The sequence below is a fragment of the Aquipluma nitroreducens genome, from assembly GCF_009689585.1.
Taxonomy (GTDB): domain Bacteria; phylum Bacteroidota; class Bacteroidia; order Bacteroidales; family Prolixibacteraceae; genus Aquipluma; species Aquipluma nitroreducens.
This window is the reverse complement of record NZ_AP018694.1, coordinates 4,964,601-4,981,183: the sequence shown is the minus strand read 5'-3', so window position 1 is coordinate 4,981,183 and position 16,583 is coordinate 4,964,601. Positions and strand designations below refer to the sequence as shown.

The window sequence follows — 16,583 nt, the reverse complement described above, 5'->3', positions numbered from 1 at the left end:
CTTTCTTTAAAATCAAGGATTCAGGGATCAATAGTAACTATTTTATAAAAAAAACTCAAGAGAATTTAGTTTTTTAATTAGTTTTATGTCGAATGCAACGAAGCACGAACTATACTAAACCATATCCTCCAGAATTTAAACCATGATGAAAGAAAAAACTTCACAAAAAAAGAATAAAGGCCTGAAGAACCTCATTCCGATCCTCGTAATTTTAATCGTAATCGTTGGAATCCCACTCTTATTCCTGAATTATCAGGCCAGACGCAGTGGAATGAGCATGGGAGATGCCATCAAGAGAATCACTACCAAAACGGGTTCGAAAGAAGCGGGTTCCGAAAATGCGGCAATAAATAATTCAGGTGAAAAAATCGATTTCCTTACTTCATTACCTATCGGAATGAAATTTACCGAACCACCACTCATTTCACATCTGCAAGCTGTCGATCTGGATGGTGACGGATTGCTCGATGTGATTGATTGTGATGCAAAAAACAACACCATCAACTGGATCAGGCAGTATCCGGCAGGAGTCTACACCGAATCAATTCTTGCAGGTGATTTAATAGCTCCGGCGCACATTCAGGCCATCGATTTCGATAATGATGGTGATTTGGACCTTATTCTTGCTGTTTTGGGAATGTTGTTTCCTAACAACGACAAAATAGGCTCGGTAGTTATTCTTGAAAACGATGGGCATAGTCATTTCACCAAACATTTGGTTGTGGATAAGATTGCGCGAGTTTCGGATGTTCGGGCAGGCGATCTGGACAAAGACGGAGATATGGATCTGGCCGTTGCACAATTCGGCTATGACGATGGGGAAACTCGCTGGATTGAGAATATGGGCGGCTGGAAATTTAAACAACATATCCTTCAAAATCTTTCGGGACCAATCAATGTAGAAATCGTAGATGTTGATAACGACGGCGATCTCGACATTGTTTCATTGGTAAGCCAGGAATGGGAAGAGATTTATTGCTTCATCAACGATGGAAAGGGAAATTTTCAGCCCAAGCTTATTTGGGGATCAAGTAACCAGGATTACGGTTCAAGCGGTATTTCGATGTGCGATCTGGACAAAGATGGAGACATGGATATTTTATATAGCAACGGAGATGCCTTTGATTATATTCCGCCACAAGGACGCCCTTGGCATGGTGCACAATGGCTTGAAAACAAGGGAGACATGAAATTTGAGTTTCACAGGCTTTGTAGTTTTACCGGTGCAACCAATGTGCGTGCTGCTGATATCGACAATGACGGTGATCTTGATCTTTTCGTAGTAAGCGAATTTAATTTATGGGATAAACCCGATTCGTATAGTTTAATCTGGCTTGAGAATACAGGGAATATGCAATACACTAAACATGAAATCACCAAGAATCCGACGCATATTCTTTGTTGCGAACCCGGCGATTTTAACAATGACGGACAAATTGATCTGGTAACAGGAAATATGCATACTTACCCGCCATTTGACCGGATGGGAAGAATAACTCTGTGGACAAACAGCGGAAAACTCAATAAAAAGAAATAGCCAGACGTAGGCCACCATATCAGTATTCTGTTCAACTCACAAAACCTAAAGAAAAATCGACCTTTTCCCCTGAATTCAGGATTGAAAAGGTCGATTTTTCTTTAGTAATCTATGAACCCTCTGACGTAGACAGAAGCAAAAATCACTCTGAAATCCTAATATTCAAAGAAAGCCGTTGAACGTTTCATAAAGGACGGGTGTTAATAGCTGACAACATTTATTTGAACCCGAACTTCAGGATAATATACAAATCAGTTCAATGGCGAAAAACAATCTAATTTTCCTGATTGTGTTCTTAATTTCAGGATGTAATTCTCAGAATAGAAATAAACTAACGACTAAGGAAAGCATCCAAAAAGGAGAGACCTTATTTGCCACAGTTGGCTGTACCACCTGCCATTCACTATCGGGCGAAACCCGGTATGGCCCATCATTAAATAAAATTTTAAATACTGAAGTAATTGTAATTCAGAGAGGAAAAGAACATTCAATTAAAGTCGATCGCGAATACATCAAAAAATCGATTCAAGACCCGGATTTTGAGAAACTGGTTGATTTTAAGAATAAGAAAATGCCCAAACCGACGCTCTCGTCAGATGAAATTGACCAAATTACCGATTACCTGATTTCCATCAATTCGGAATAATCTGGTAAAGCCAAACCACTTTGCCCCATTCGTATGTATTCAGACACCAATAATAATTATCAAAACGATTCACCAAAACTCACATAAAAGCCGGATTGATCGTTACTTCCTACAGCATAATCAAATCTTAAACTTGTATTTTCTTTCTTGTCAACCAGAAATCTCAATCCGCAGCCAAGATTTGGCTTGGCACTTAATTTACCAATAGAAGATAAATCAGGATAAATTGCTGAAACTCCCCCAAAGGTTGCCAGCCCAATTTTCCAAAAGAGATTCACCCGATATTCCAACTGTAATGTTGAGAGGTTTTTGTCCCGATATCTTCCGAAGTAATAACCTCTGACCAGTTTATCTCCTCCTACAAGCGAATAGTCATAAAATGGCGGAGTATTTATGACTGAAGACTGATAAAAACGACCTGCAATTGTCTGGTTTTGTTTCTTTCCAAAACCATAATACTGCCGCATATCTATAGTTATTTGGTCATAAAAATTTTCACTAAACTTAAACGAATTGACAAACTTGAAATATGTGCCTTTTGTGGGTGTGAGAATGTTATTCCTTGAATCGTTTAACAGAATCAATTTAAGCCCCCCGTTTGATGCATCTTTCAATTCCGGATGGACCATTTTTGAACTGTTATAACTGACTTTTGCGAAGTTGAAATAGTTGATTCCAATACCGACAAACCATTTGTTTTTAATATTCCTCAGAAGGTCGATATCAGCTTTTATACGGGCACTCTCAAAATTGACTTCAGCCGAATTGAGGGTTTTATCACCAATTCCATAATACAAGTCAGGATATTTCGAATAATGGAATAATCCTTGCGTAAACCAGGCTTCGTCTTTTAAAAAGTAGTTCCATTCAGTTTCCAGAACAATCTGCTTATTCCATGTATAGTTAAATTCGACTTTTGAATTGGACGATCTCGTAATACTATCTTGATAAAGATCTATCGTGAAAAGCGACACCACTCCAACATAAGTCTTTGTTTCAGGAGAATATCCAAAGGTTGGTACAGGCAGTATTTTTACCTTTTTAACCTTTATACGGTCTTGTGAAAATAAATTAAGAACAATAAAAATACACAAAAAGAGGGATAAAACAGCTGGTCTAATTGGATTCATGGTTTTCTGAAATAGGTTTTCTTCCTGAAAAGAATGGCGCCAAAGTTATTAAATTGGGTATCAAATGTATTGTAATTTATAATAATCATTTTCCAAAGGAAGCGATTAATAATAAGTCAATGCCACCCCTCTTACATCTTAGTATTCTCCTCAAGCTAAATCCCAACATTTAGGGATTGTTAAGAATCATTCTAAATAATAATCTTGCCCCAGATTTCAAACTAGTTATTTACACAAAACAAATAATCATGAGAATTACACTTGGTTTTATCTTGCTTATTTTCCAAATAAGTATTTCAACAGCCCAAACCGGGACTATTTCAGGAACTATAAAAACTGCAGATGGACAGCATGCAGAGTATGTCAACATTGGGTTGAAGAACACTTCAATGGGAGCCACCACAAACAAAAGCGGTAATTATGAAATTCGGAAAGTTCCGCATGGAAAATATACGCTGCAAATATCATCGATTGGACTTGAATCTAAAGAAGTACCGGTAGAGGTCGAATCCGGGAAAACAGTTATTGTGCATGAAATTGTATTGAACGAAAGCAGTGAGAAACTGGATGAGGTAATTATTTCGGCATCCAGAGCCTATAAAGACAACGAGATGTCTTCTTCCATGCGTTTGATGCGCCCCATTTTGGAAACGCCCCAAAACATCCAGATCGTAACCGGAAAAGTTCTTGCCGACCAGCAGGTCATCAGTATGAGCGATGGCGTGCTCCGAAATGTTAGCGGAGCAACACGAGTAGAGCATTGGGGCGATATGTACACCAACATCACGATGCGCGGTTCTCAAATTCAGGCGTTTCGTAACGGATTCAATGTGGTTAATTCATACTGGGGGCCGCTTACCGAAGATATGAGTTTCGTTGATCATATTGAGTTTGTAAAAGGGCCGGCCGGTTTTATGCTGGCCAATGGCGATCCGAGCGGATTATACAATGTAGTTACCAAAAAACCTACAGGAGTAACCAAAGGCGAATTTACTTTAACCAGCGGAAGTTACGACTTGTACCGCGCTACCATTGACCTCGATGGCAAATTAAGCCGTAACGGACGGTTACTTTATCGCCTGAATGTGGCCGGCCAGAATAAAAATTCATTCCGTGCTTACGAATACAACAACCGCTACAGCATTGCTCCGGTAGTGTCATATCAATTTGACGACCGTACCAAACTAACGATGGAATACACGCTGCAACACTCAAAAATGTCGGATGTCGGCTCCTTTTATGTATTCTCTACGGAAGGCTACGCAACTTTGCCTGTTGACTTTACAACCATGCCTCCCGGATTGGCTCCAACAATTACAAACGATCATAGCCTTTCGTTCAATTTCCAGCACGAGATTAACAAGAACTGGAAATTAACCGCACAGGCCGCCTATTACATTTTTTTTCAGGAAGGAAGTGATATGTGGCCTGCCGCAGTAAATACTGACGGAACGATGATCCGTGCCGTTTCTATTTGGGACGCGAAAAGCGAAATGACTTTAGCTCAGTTTTTCGTAAATGGAAAAATCCAAACCGGACAAATCAGTCACACCATTCTTGGTGGCTTAGATCTGGGAACAAAAAATTATATGGCTGACTGGAGTCAGAATCACCAATTAGATTCAATCGGCGCTGAATTTAACACAGCCTCGCCAAGCTATACAACACCTGTAAATGGATATCCCATCCCTAACCGTACCCTGAATTTGGAAGCGCGGGCAGTGTACAGTGGCGGATTGATCGATCAGCAGTATTCAGGGCTATACCTTCAGGATGAACTGGGTTTTCTGGAAAACAAAATCAGGCTTACACTTGCCGGAAGATATACTTTTGTAAAACAATCGGCCTGGGGAGGTTCGCCCGATGAAGCCAGGCATTTTTCGCCACGCATTGGACTCAGTGCATCAATCGACAAACAAACTTCGGTTTACGCGCTATACGATCAGGCGTTTACTCCGCAGTCGGGTATTTTGGCAAACGGAAAGGATGTTAAGCCAATTACCGGCAACAATACCGAATTCGGAATCAAGAAAGACTGGGGCAATGGCCGTTGGAACACTTCGCTGGCCATTTACCGAATCATGAAAAACCATGAACTAACCAGCGACCCTGACAGTGACCCAAATTCAGGACTCAGCGTTGAATTAGGACAGAAAAGATCTCAGGGTATTGAGTTTGACTTGCGCGGAACGATCCTTCCCGGCTTAAATCTGGTTGCCAACTACGCTTATACCGACTCAAAAGTAACTAAAGTAACCGAAGGTGTTACTTCGATCAGCGTTGGCGATGTAATCCCCGGATTTGCCAAACACACCGCAAACAGTTGGCTAAGCTACAAAATACAGAACGGCGTATTGAAAGGAACCGGCGCTTCACTCGGCTTTACCTACCTGATCGACCGGGCAACGGCAACATGGAGCAAAACCGAAAACACAAAGAACCTGCCTGATTATTTTAAACTTGACGGTGGTATCTTCTGGGAAAAAGAAAAATTCAAGATTACCGCTAATGTATTTAACATTCTCGATAAATACCTATATAGCGGCGGCTATTATGATTATCTACCTGCTTATTACTGGCAAACAGAGGCTCCAAGAAACTTAAGACTAAGCCTCGCTTACCGTTTTTAATCTGATTTATTCAGGTCATGCTTTATTGAAATTCCGTCCTGAAAATGGATGGAATTTCAATATCTAATTTTTAGTAACCGAGGTTTTATACACAAAAAAAAACGAACAATGAGTTTCAAGCAAATTATCAAAAAAATACATCTCAGGCTGGGTTTTATCTCCGGAATAATAGTCACTTTTTTGGGTATAACCGGTTGCATACTGGCCTTTCAGCACGAGATTGAACGGATAACCAATCCTTACCAGTTTGTTGAAGTTCAGGAAAACCCCGTCCTCAAACCATCCAAACTTCAGGAAATAGCTGTGCAAGCTTTACCCGAAAAGCATATTCATGGCATTTCTTACCACGAACCGGGAAAAGCAATTGTCGCCACTTTTTACAGCGAGGATTATTATTACCTCGTCTATTTGAATCCTTATTCAGGCGAAGTGCTTAAGGTAAAAGACATGGGTCGTGATTTCTTCCGAATCATTGTCAACGGGCATTTTTACCTTTGGCTTCCTCCCCACATCGGACAACCTATTGTAGCTTCAGCAACGCTTATTTTTGTAATTATCCTGATAACAGGCATCATTTTGTGGTGGCCACGGAACAGCAGGTTTAGCAGGCAAAATTTCTCGTTTAAATGGATAAGAGCAGAACGCCTAAATATTGATTTACATCGGGTGCTAGGATTTTACGCCTCATGGATTTTGATCTTCATCACGTTTACCGGATTGGTCTGGGGATTTCAGTGGTTTGCAAAATCAACCTACTGGATTACTTCAGGAGGAAAACAGTTGACTGAATTTTATATGCCAACAGTTGATTCGATTCCGGAACAAAAACCTGTAATTCCGGCGATAGATGTGTTGTGGCAGCGCATGACCAAAGAATATCCTTCGGCTAAAGTGCTTGAAGTTCACATTCCTGAAAACGACAGTTCGGCCATCGAAGTTGCCGCAAACCCTGACGATAAAACTTACTGGAAAGCGGATTACAGGTATTTCGACCAGTACACACTCAACGAAATTGAAGTAACTCACATTTACGGGAAACTGGATAGCACAACTGTGGCAGATAAAATTGCCCGCATGAACTACGACATCCACGTTGGCGCTATTGCCGGACTGGCCGGTAAAATCCTGGCTTTCTGTGCCAGCCTAATTGCCGCGTCGCTTCCGGTAACTGGATTTTTCATCTGGCGGAACCGTAAGAAAAGACAACAAAGACCATTGTTTCAGTAATGAAACCTTTAAAAAGCTAACTGATGTTTGGAACAGCAATCAAAAAAATATTCAGAAAACAAACCGATAGGCCGACTGATGAAATCACGGTTTTATATGGCAGCCATTCCGGCAATTCGGAGTTCATTGCAAAAGAAGCTCAAACTTACCTGAAAAAGAACGGGCTTACAGCAATTACCCAAAATGTTGCAAAATACGATGTGCGACGGTTGGGTACCGAGAAATTAGTATTGATCGTCATCAGTACACATGGCGAAGGCGATCCTCCGGAATCAGCCCTGAAGTTTTATAAAAACTTATTTTCGGAACAAGCGCCAGCGCTTACAAACCTGCAATTTGCCGTTTGCGCACTGGGCGACAGCAGCTACGAACAGTTCTGCAAAACAGGTAAAGATATTGATCTCAGGCTGGAAGAGCTGGGAGCCCTGCGTATCCATAGCCGGGTCGATTGTGATCTGGAATTTCATCAGGCCGCTTCCAATTGGGTTTCAGAAGTTCTCCGGAAATGCAAAACAATAGAAAACGAACCTACGCCAATCCTGATTCGTACAGAAAACTTACATCAGGTTCATCAGGCCATTATAAAAGAAAAAGTCTGTTTAAACGAAGGGTCATCTTCTGAAACTTATCATGTTGTGTTGAGTATTGATAGCGATTTTCGGTATCAGCCTGGCGACTCAATTGGTATCGTTCCTCAAAATCAGGAACCGCTTGTTGATCAGATATTAAAACAGCTTAACTTCTGCGCCGAAACTACTGTTATTTACCTCAACGAGACCGTTTTACTGAAAAAATTACTGATCGGCCAGTTTGAATTAACTTCGATCAGTAAAAAGTTAATTGAAAATTATCAGCAACTGGCTAAAAGCGCCAAGTTAGCCAGTTTACTTACCGACGAAAAGGAATTGCACGATTACATCCGGAATTGTGACGTACTCGACATCATTACAGATTTCTCATTATCCGTAAGCCCTGAAGATTTCATTTCTGTACTTCGGACGTTTCAGGCACGGCACTATTCGATTTCGTCCAGTCAGCAAAAATATCCCCGCGAAGTTCATTTGATGGTAAAACAAGTGCAGTCAGAACAAAAAGGACGCATCCGATCAGGGGCATGTTCATCATTCCTGAACCACTCTCTGGAACCGGGTTGTCCGATCAACATTCAACTGATACCCAATGAGCAATTCCGTATACAAACCAACGGAACACCTATGATAATGATTGGCGCAGGAACTGGAATCGCGCCATTCCGGGCTTTTCTGCATGAAAAAGAAAGGGGGAAGGCCGATGGAAAAAGCTGGTTGCTTTTTGGTGAAAAGTACCCACAAACAGATTTCTTTTACAAGGCGGAATTAGAACGCTGGCAACAAACCGGACTATTGAACCGCATTGATCTGGCTTTCTCGCGCAACCAGTCAGCTAAAATTTATGTGCAGCATAAAATTGAAGAACAGGCAACTGAGTTCTTCGATTGGCTAAATCGGGGAGCGCATGTTTATATTTGCGGTTCGGTTGCAATGGGGCGCGATGTTAAACAAGCCATCTGTCGGGTCATTCAGACTGTCGGAGAAAAAACAGAGCCGGAAGCTTTGCTTTATTGGGGAAAAATGATCGATGAAAACAGGATTCATCAAGATGTGTATTAAAACGCAATATATCAATAATAGTAAAAGAAAAAGACTCAAACTGGAAGGTTTGAGTCCTTTGTGGAGCTGGCGGGAACGGAACCCATCAGCTATACCGCTAAACATCAGATATTTAATTTTTCAAAATCGTTCAAACTCCCGAATTACCACCTCGAAAAAGTACTGCTTTGAGTATCAGGTTGCTTCCATTTGCATAACAAAACTACCAAAAAATTCGGAATAAAAGTCCCTGACTAATACCCAACGTCCAATCCAATGCATTTATACTTTTCATTCCAATCTAAATCACGACTTTTATTTCTGTATCCTTTTTTTTGAGTGTGGGACTGCATTTCAATCAAAATTCAGTTGATAGCGTACTGATCTACCACCTCCATCACGGGTAAATACGCCCAAATCGTATAATTGCTGTAAGTCTCTTGTCGCCGTCGCTTTGGATGCCCTGGTTATACTCATATATTTTCTCGCTGTCATTCCCCCTTCGAAACCATCAACTCCTTGTTCCATTATTTTGAGGACGGTTTTCGACTGGCGCTCATTTAACTCGTCCCGGTAACGGTCAAAAAACTGAGCTTTTTTTAATGTGAACTGAACCATTAATCTGGCATCCCTCTGAGCATCAAGAATAACTAGGGTAAAATAAGTTATCCACGAAGTAATATTCAAAGAACGTTGTGCTTCCTTCAGTGCATTATAATAGTCTTTTTTATTCTTTTCGATGGTTTTTGACAAGCTCAGCATGACAGGACGATTGAGTGACTGCGACAACGCTTTTTCAGCAACCGCACGGCCTATGCGACCATTTCCGTCTTCAAAAGGATGAATCGATTCAAAATAGAGGTGCGCTATGGCCGACTTTAGTACCCCTTCGGCAATTTCTCCTTTTAATGGAAAGACAGCTGAATTATACCACTCAATAAAAGCTTTCATTTCTGCTGGTACCTTCTCCGATGGCGGCGCTTCATAGTGTACCACTTCACGTCCAACAGCACCTGAAATCACCTGCATGGGGGCGTTTCCCTTTCTCCAATCGCCCGGATTTATATTCCGTGTACCGGCCATTAACATGCCATGCCAGGTTTTAAGCGTATTTATTGTCAGTGGTTCCTGAAAGCTTTTTCGGACTTCCGTCATCAGTTGGGCTATCCCTATAGCTCTTCGGTCTTTTACAGCAATAGGCATGTCGTTTAGCCCAAGGTTGTTCCTCAATGAGGAAAGCACATCTTCACGGCTGATATATTCTCCTTCTATCTCCGAGGTATTCAAGGCTTCAGACATCATTAATTGTAAAAGCGTTTCCTGCTTCAGGTGGTTTGGTAACCCCTGGATTATACCGTCTATTTCACCTGTTTCTTTTGCAAATTCGAGGATAAGAGGCTGAACATCCGTGGTCTCAAAGGAAAACATAGGCCATTCAGGCAACTGCCAGTTATACTTCATGAGCCGATTATTTTTCATATTCGGCTCAAATATAATAAAATAACGAGCCGAATACAACTAATATTTGGCTCACTCGATCCTGGAAATTGCTGGTCGAGAGAGTCAAAACCTGATTGAACGGAACAATCGGCTCAATTCCTCAAAGATGCGATGCCACCAAACAAGCTGAGTTTTTATTTGATTGTGTTCTGGATACCATCAACAGGATTATTCCGGAAGAAGTCAGTTATATTTATAAATACGATGAATTCAAACGATTTCTAGATAATACTTTTGAGATGCCAGACAAGATGGTGTCAATATTGGTAAGATTTCTAGAACAGAATAACGGAACACTTTCTCAAAGAGCAAAAATAAAAGAATTCTCTTTACTCAATGGAAATGAGGTAAAAGAGATTGAAAATCATTTTAAGGAAATTTTTGAAAACCATTAAAGTAAAGATTATAAAAGACAAATATCGAAAGATAGCGGTCTTTGTAGAGCGGAAACTGAACCCGTCGCCTAATCCATTGTGAAAGCTCTTATTTTCAATAAGCCTTTCAACTCCCGAATTACAACCTAAAAAAAAAACGCATTGTCTTGGTTTTCAGATCGCATTAATTTGCTGTGTTATATAAAAATTGGTCCGATAAAATCAAAAACAATTTGCTTGGGATTATAGTGAAATAGTGAAATTTTGCGATTAATCGAAAGGTATAACTCTTAATTTCAGACTAATTCAATTTTTTCTGAGAAAATGGAAAGAAAATCTTTCCATTTTCTCAGATTTTTTTTTTGAGTATAAAGTAACTGTGTTAGATTGGAAAAGCCGGACTAAAAAATACCTTACGCCGGGGATTATTGAACCATACACGACGGATTTAAGTTATTAAACTTGTGATAATTATGGGACCATTATTGCAAACGGCGCAGAGTGGTCAATTTGTCCGGCATGTTCAGTTTCACCTGAGAATAAGTCAATTTTAAAAGCAGTAATGAGATTTTAGTTGAACCAGTAAGAAATCTTTAGTACTAAAGCCCTGTTTTTCTCAACCATATATTCCGGAAAATAGTTATCAGTGTAAACGATGAATAAATCGGAAACAGGTTTGTAGCGCCATTGGAACCGTGCATTTATATTGATATTATTAATCTGTTGATTGTATTGTATATAAGTACTGAAGAATAGCTTATCTGTAAAAGTCATATCGAGTTTAGTTCCGACAAGCCATAATCCGGAATGGTTCCACGGGGCCGGTAATATTAGATTGTTGTAACTGTATACCAGTGAGATATACCCATATGGCTGGACCCGGTAATTAAGATTGCCCTCAACAATCCATCGTTCCCCATTATAATAGCCACCATAACCTGAATGAATTAAGTACTTGAAAAGTTTACTGTTATCTGAAGTGAAACTGAGTGCAAATTTATACCACTTGTATGAACTTTCAGCAGGGAGATAATACTTTCCGTTATTTGTAGGATCGTAATCTTTTTGGAGAACAAGATAGTTTAGTTCGTTAATAATAACCAAATGTGCCCTGTTTTTAAATTGCAGGAAATAATTGGCACTTATTTGCCTTTCTATTAACTCCATGTTCCAAGGTGAGTAAAAATTGACAACTTCAGTGGAGAAACCATGATATTCGAGCAGACCATTTTTTGGGAAAAAATTAAATGTCGCTTTGGGATTAACTTTCAGATAATCCTTCCGGGGAACATATCCTGCTTCAGCATTATAATCTCTTCCCACATATAATTCTTCCATTTCAAGAAGATGTGATTTTCTTGAATATGCAAAATTAATACCCTGAGTATACTCCTCTGATGTCATTTTTCCGGATGTAAATGATTTTTGTGCAAAGAACTTGCTATTCAAGAAGTTATCTCGGCTTGCAAGGTTGTATTCTAACCCAACAATCCGGTTATACTTGTTGCCATCCTGCCAATCCAGCGGAGCATTAATTTGTTCTTTATTCACAAAAACACCACCCACATTCGACCTGGCAAAAACCTTTTTCTGAAATGATGCAACGAAAAAATTCCGAACTAATAAGTTTCCTTCTTTTTCTGTTTGCATATCCATGAGTCCTAAGCGCCAGTCTCGTCCGATTTTTCCGCTTAATCTGGCTCCAGCAAGGACTGGTGCATCCAGACCTACACGCCGTGAAAAGAATGGCCTGATATTATCTGTGCCAAAACTGCCGAAGAGGTCGCTGTTCTCAAGGAAAAACTGCCTTTTTTCCGGAAAATAGAGTTCAAAACGGTCAAGGTTTGTAACCTGGTCATCAACTTCTGCCTGTGAAAAATCAGGATTATAAGTTAAGTCAAGATTGAGTGAAGTGGAAAGACCTATCTTTGAATCCAAGCCAAAATTGTATTTATATTTAGGATTTTCTCCATTTTCAATATTTTGTGAAATACTACTGTTTAAATATGGGATAAATGTTAGTCTAAGCCCCGATCGGCGAGGAGGTGTCTCCCATAATAGCTGACCTGCATACGACAAAGTTGCTGTTGCAAATTGGCGGGGAACAGGAGCCCAGGCCGATTTCTCATTTAGCTTCATATCATTTCGGGAAATTTGAATTCCCCAGTGGTCCACTCCTGTTTTATACCGGATTGATTTAAAGGGAATACGGACTTCGCCGGTCCATCTGTCACCAAAGTTCTTGATAACAGATTGCCATTTACAATCCCACATCAGGTTATTCACATTTCCGTTACTGATTGACCCGTCACGTTGAGCGCCCGAAGCGCTTATCCCGAATGAATAACCTGTAGTCTGATCATTAAAAGGATCAATATAAATTGAAAAGTTGTCATTGTTGGTAAAAACAAAATCTCGTCGCAGCGACTCTACCGGTCGTTTCCCAGGAACGGTATCATGAAATATAAATGCGAGGTAAAATGCTTTTTCATCATATGTCATCATGACCTCAGACCTAGCAGTGGCCTGTCCTGTATCGTATGGCAGCACCATATGAGAAAGGTTAATTATTTCACCTTTTCGCCAATCATCTTCATTGATAAGGCCATCAAGTTTTATATCGCTGGCACGTTTTTTTACTCTGATAATATAATCCTTATTTATTTTATTGACTTCCTGCTTGTCCTGCTTTTCGGAATGGAAGATGTTTCGCTTAATTGTATCAGTTTCACATTTGGCTGAATAAAGCTGTGACGAAAATAAGGAAAGAACAGTTAAAGCCAATACAAATGAGGATTTTACCATTTGATGCAATTGACATTATAAAAAATTGAACGGCCTCTTTTCTCTGGCAGAGGTGTAAATAGCCAGAACAATCTCAACAGCTTTTCGTGCTTCATGGCCATTAATTTCAAAGGGGATACCGGTTTCGATTGAGTCAATAAATGCAGCTATATTTTTTGCATGTGGTTCAAAAGGGATAGCGCCCGGATCTGATACACCGCCTCCTCCTTCAATTTGGTGGAATCGGTTAAATATTTCATTATCAGCTTCTGTCTGATCAGCAAATTGCCAGATCTTAAAACTATTTTCCTCCTGAATGGCTGTTCCTTTTGTTCCGGTAATTTCGATGCGGCGAAACTGACCGGGAAATGAGGCAGTAGAACCGTAAATTACACCCAGTGCATTGTTTTTAAACTTCAAAACAGCTGTTGCTGTGTCCTCAACTTCAATTGAATGGCCTAATGTCGCGATATATGCCTGCAAAGAATTAACAGGCCCTATTAGATGTTGAAGAATATCAATCATATGTATCGCCTGGTTCATCAAAGCGCCCCCACCATCGAGTTTCAAAGTTCCATGCCAGCTATCCTTGTAATAATCATCACTTCTCCACCAGGGGACACTTATCGAGGCATAGGTTATTGTTCCAAAGCGCCCGTCGTCAACGGCTGATTTCATATATTTAAATGAATCATGATAACGATAATTAAATATGCCACCCAGTTTTGTACCGGCCTTGTTGTGGGCTTCAATCATTTTGTCAATGCGTTCAAGTGAAATTTCAAGTGGTTTCTCGCATATCACATGCTTTCCATATTTTGCTGCTTCAATGGTTGGTTCCATGTGTGCACCACTTGGTGTTGCAATTGTGACAATCTCAATTTCATCGGAACGTAGCAATTCCGATGGATTCTTAAATATGTTACAATTATATTTTTCGGCAATATGACGTGCCTTATTAGGATTTGAACTACAAATTCCTACAAGTCTTGAATTTTCAAGGCTTTGAATGGCTTTTGCATGAAAATCAGCAATCAGCCCGGCCCCGATAATTCCAAAATTCCAGATTTTCATAATAAAAATAATTAATAGTTTTATCCATACCATTTTCGTTCGCGTTTCAAATTCGAATTCAGGATATCATAAGCAATATTGGCATTGTCAATTACTTGGAAATCAAACATTCCCACACACGCAAAGTCAGCCCCGCTCTCAAATGCATGGCGAAACCCATCTTCCGGTTTTATTGCACCTGCAGCCAATACTTTATAGGCAATCCAGGGTGTGGTGTTTTCTTTGAAAAAATCAGCAACAATCGGTGCTGACATGCACCAGATATTGTCGTTGGCCTGATTGTGGTCTTTACCTTGCTTTGGGAGTTCTGAGTCCTCCGGGTCTATTGTAGTTGCCGACCAATATAAATTGTCGTGAAAGGTTTTCATGAAAAAATCGACTTTAATTCCGTGTTCCACGCATGCCATAGGTACCTTTATTGAATGGGCAGCAGTTCCGGCAATCAATCCCTGGCTTTGGATAAATTCAATGGGTTTTATCAGGTCTTCTATCTTTTTATTATAAACGATTTGGTCAGCTATATTGCCCATTACAAAAGCCCCTATGGCGCCATTGTCAATGGCTGCTTTTACATTGGTTATATCAGATCCCTTAGGATAGGTTTGTGCGAGCCATTGTATTTTTCCACCCCTCTTCCAATACTTATCCAAAATTCTGATGGTATTTTCATCACAACGTAAAACTGCTGTATTGATTCCACAGGCTTCGCAGAGCCATAAGGTTTCGATTACTTTTTCATCAGTAAAATAAGTTTTAAGCCAAGAAGAAACGTAAATAAGATCGCGTGAATGAGCAAATCCGCTAATCAGGTTACCGCCAGCCATAATGCGACTTAATACTACATTTTTAATTTTACCTGCAGGGACTTTCCCTTTCAACTCACTGATTTTTCGACCTTTGGTTACCATCATTGAAGCGCCGCTTATCCCATCGGTCTTAGCAGCCAGATTTTTCTCTTCAAAACTAATCCATCCCCTTTTTTTTGCCATACCCCAAAATGCTACTCCTAAAACCGGAAGTACAGCGAGGTTTTTTATTAACTCGCGCCGTGAATCATTATATGACTCTAACATCTCATGGTTATCCTCCTGAGGAAATTTTTTTTCTTTCAGTTTTGAATGATAATAAGCAATCAGTCGTTGGATGCTCCAAAGGTAATCCTTATGAAATGATGCAAATACTATCAGTGCTGCTGCTTCTATCAGGTTATAATTGATAATGTAAAAATGCCCTTCGGAAGGAGCTAACGAATAAATAAATGGTGGGTTGGCAACATAATACAATAAGAGTAGCAATGCTCCTGAGGTGCTGGCAACGCGAGTAAAAAAACCAATAAACAAACATAAACCAATGATGATCAATCCCCAAATATTTAGAAAATCGACAATTTGCAATGAATTGTTATTACTTATCAACCAGTGGAAGAAACCTGAGAACAGCCATTTCGATTGCATCAGGTATGGCGAAGACGACCAATTATGATTAAATAATTTAGAGATACCTTCAAATAGAAAATGCCATCCGATAAATATTCGCAATGCTGTAAGAAGCCAGACGGAAGCATTCTGTTGGTTGTCAGTATGAATTAACTTAGAAATGAATTTTATTTGGTCTTTCATATTTAAAGTTATTATCTCCTGAATTATAATTAAAATATAGAGACTATATAAATTTTATTTTTTGATTCTATTACAACATTTCAGTTGACACCTTAGTTATTTAACTGATTTACAGCAAAATAACTGAATATTTATTAATATAAAATCGCAGGAATTTGTATCTTTAAAATATTAAATATCAGTTAATTAATATAATTGTGGCCACCCCTGAGATTTATGATTTGTACACAAGAATTGTTTTTGATGCTTTATCTGTTTCTAAAATAAAAGCTTAATAAATGCAGACGAGATTTTATGATTGAGATTTTCATGCGATACTTAAGTATTCCTTCACGGATCAACTTTCTTCAGTTAGACCGATACAGCCGTTTTTGGATAACAATGCTTCCGTCGCCAGTTTGAGCAGGGGTTTGACTTCTTCAGCTTCAATAAAT

Annotated in this window: 11 protein-coding genes; 6 read left to right on the top strand and 5 right to left on the bottom strand. The window is 39.6% G+C overall.

All coding sequences use genetic code 11. The annotated features are described in order from the left end of the window. Window positions 1-142: 142 nt before the first annotated feature. Complete coding sequence (locus AQPE_RS21010; protein ID WP_318348443.1) at window positions 143-1,537, top strand: FG-GAP repeat domain-containing protein; 1,395 nt, start codon at window positions 143-145, stop codon at window positions 1,535-1,537. Between the two features lie 259 nt (window positions 1,538-1,796). Then, window positions 1,797-2,183 (top strand): c-type cytochrome, encoded by a 387-nt coding sequence (locus tag AQPE_RS21005; protein WP_318348442.1) that lies wholly within the window; start codon window positions 1,797-1,799, stop codon window positions 2,181-2,183. A 59-nt stretch (window positions 2,184-2,242) separates the two neighbouring features. On the opposite strand, the gene AQPE_RS21000 is transcribed toward AQPE_RS21005, so the two are convergent. Then, entirely contained in the window at window positions 2,243-3,313 is a 1,071-nt protein-coding gene (locus AQPE_RS21000; protein ID WP_318348441.1) for a BamA/TamA family outer membrane protein, read from the bottom strand. A gap of 248 nt (window positions 3,314-3,561) precedes the next feature. On the opposite strand from AQPE_RS21000, the gene AQPE_RS20995 reads away from it, so the two are divergent. The 3 genes from AQPE_RS20995 to AQPE_RS20985 all read left to right on the top strand — a co-directional run bounded on the left by AQPE_RS20995 (window position 3,562) and on the right by AQPE_RS20985 (window position 8,819). Next, window positions 3,562-5,943, top strand: coding sequence for a TonB-dependent receptor (locus AQPE_RS20995; protein ID WP_318348440.1), 2,382 nt, complete (start codon window positions 3,562-3,564; stop codon window positions 5,941-5,943). 108 nt (window positions 5,944-6,051) lie between these two features. Then, complete coding sequence (locus AQPE_RS20990; RefSeq protein WP_318348439.1) at window positions 6,052-7,170, top strand: PepSY-associated TM helix domain-containing protein; 1,119 nt, start codon at window positions 6,052-6,054, stop codon at window positions 7,168-7,170. A gap of 23 nt (window positions 7,171-7,193) precedes the next feature. After that, a complete protein-coding gene (locus tag AQPE_RS20985) occupies window positions 7,194-8,819 on the top strand; it encodes a diflavin oxidoreductase (protein WP_318348438.1) in 1,626 nt (541 codons plus the stop codon). A 333-nt stretch (window positions 8,820-9,152) separates the two neighbouring features. On the opposite strand, the gene AQPE_RS20980 is transcribed toward AQPE_RS20985, so the two are convergent. Continuing rightward, window positions 9,153-10,259, bottom strand: coding sequence for a Fic family protein (locus AQPE_RS20980; RefSeq protein WP_318348437.1), 1,107 nt, complete (start codon window positions 10,257-10,259; stop codon window positions 9,153-9,155). Window positions 10,260-10,372: 113 nt separating this feature from the next. On the opposite strand from AQPE_RS20980, the gene AQPE_RS20975 reads away from it, so the two are divergent. After that, entirely contained in the window at window positions 10,373-10,693 is a 321-nt protein-coding gene (locus AQPE_RS20975; protein ID WP_318348436.1) for a hypothetical protein, read from the top strand. A gap of 549 nt (window positions 10,694-11,242) precedes the next feature. Here the strand turns inward: AQPE_RS20975 and AQPE_RS20970 are convergent. From AQPE_RS20970 to AQPE_RS20960, 3 genes are read right to left on the bottom strand one after another with little or no spacing between them, the layout of a single operon-like run. Further along, window positions 11,243-13,477, bottom strand: coding sequence for a carbohydrate binding family 9 domain-containing protein (locus tag AQPE_RS20970; RefSeq protein ID WP_318348435.1), 2,235 nt, complete (start codon window positions 13,475-13,477; stop codon window positions 11,243-11,245). 15 nt (window positions 13,478-13,492) lie between these two features. Beyond that, window positions 13,493-14,530 carry a Gfo/Idh/MocA family protein gene (locus tag AQPE_RS20965; RefSeq protein WP_318348434.1) on the bottom strand — a complete coding sequence of 346 codons (1,038 nt, stop codon included), beginning with the start codon at window positions 14,528-14,530 and terminating at the stop codon, window positions 13,493-13,495. A gap of 20 nt (window positions 14,531-14,550) precedes the next feature. Beyond that, complete coding sequence (locus tag AQPE_RS20960; protein ID WP_318348433.1) at window positions 14,551-16,149, bottom strand: DoxX family protein; 1,599 nt, start codon at window positions 16,147-16,149, stop codon at window positions 14,551-14,553. Window positions 16,150-16,583 lie beyond the last annotated feature (434 nt).

Bases quoted from the DNA above. Each gene is read 5' to 3' on its own strand.
- AQPE_RS21010 (WP_318348443.1), top strand. From the start codon at position 143: ATGATGAAAGAAAAAACTTCACAAAAAAAGAATAAAGGCCTGAAGAAC.
- AQPE_RS21005 (WP_318348442.1), top strand. From the start codon at position 1,797: ATGGCGAAAAACAATCTAATTTTCCTGATTGTGTTCTTAATTTCAGGA.
- AQPE_RS21000 (WP_318348441.1), bottom strand. From the start codon at position 3,313: ATGAATCCAATTAGACCAGCTGTTTTATCCCTCTTTTTGTGTATTTTT.
- AQPE_RS20995 (WP_318348440.1), top strand. From the start codon at position 3,562: ATGAGAATTACACTTGGTTTTATCTTGCTTATTTTCCAAATAAGTATT.
- AQPE_RS20990 (WP_318348439.1), top strand. From the start codon at position 6,052: ATGAGTTTCAAGCAAATTATCAAAAAAATACATCTCAGGCTGGGTTTT.
- AQPE_RS20985 (WP_318348438.1), top strand. From the start codon at position 7,194: ATGTTTGGAACAGCAATCAAAAAAATATTCAGAAAACAAACCGATAGG.
- AQPE_RS20980 (WP_318348437.1), bottom strand. From the start codon at position 10,259: ATGAAGTATAACTGGCAGTTGCCTGAATGGCCTATGTTTTCCTTTGAG.
- AQPE_RS20970 (WP_318348435.1), bottom strand. From the start codon at position 13,477: ATGGTAAAATCCTCATTTGTATTGGCTTTAACTGTTCTTTCCTTATTT.
- AQPE_RS20965 (WP_318348434.1), bottom strand. From the start codon at position 14,530: ATGAAAATCTGGAATTTTGGAATTATCGGGGCCGGGCTGATTGCTGAT.
- AQPE_RS20960 (WP_318348433.1), bottom strand. From the start codon at position 16,149: ATGAAAGACCAAATAAAATTCATTTCTAAGTTAATTCATACTGACAAC.